General features: G+C 67.6%; 1 protein-coding gene. It reads left to right on the top strand.

Annotated features, from left to right (window positions below; all coding sequences use genetic code 11):
• Positions 1-241: DUF4088 family protein (locus SB753_RS40765; protein ID WP_410805638.1), on the top strand; the 241-nt coding region annotated here is incomplete at both ends.

Here is a 241-nt window from a genome sequence, read left to right as displayed (position 1 = left end):
GCCATCGTCAAGGAAGCCGAAGGCGACGCCGTGCTGGTCGACCCGCTCGCCGCGCAGATCAAGGGCGCCGTGCAGGACATCCAGGCGCTCGAGGAAGTCATGCAGACGCCGGCATGGCGGCTCGTCGAATCGTTGCGTCAGCGCGTGTACGAGGCGAAGGTCGCGTGCGAAACGAACGTGGGCAGCACGGCGCGCGAAAAGCTCGGCGAACTGCGCGGGCTGTTGCGCCTCGGCATTTCGC

The sequence above is a fragment of the Paraburkholderia sp. SIMBA_053 genome, from assembly GCF_046534895.1.
GTDB lineage: Bacteria > Pseudomonadota > Gammaproteobacteria > Burkholderiales > Burkholderiaceae > Paraburkholderia > Paraburkholderia caledonica.
This window is presented reverse-complemented; position numbering and strand designations above follow the sequence as displayed.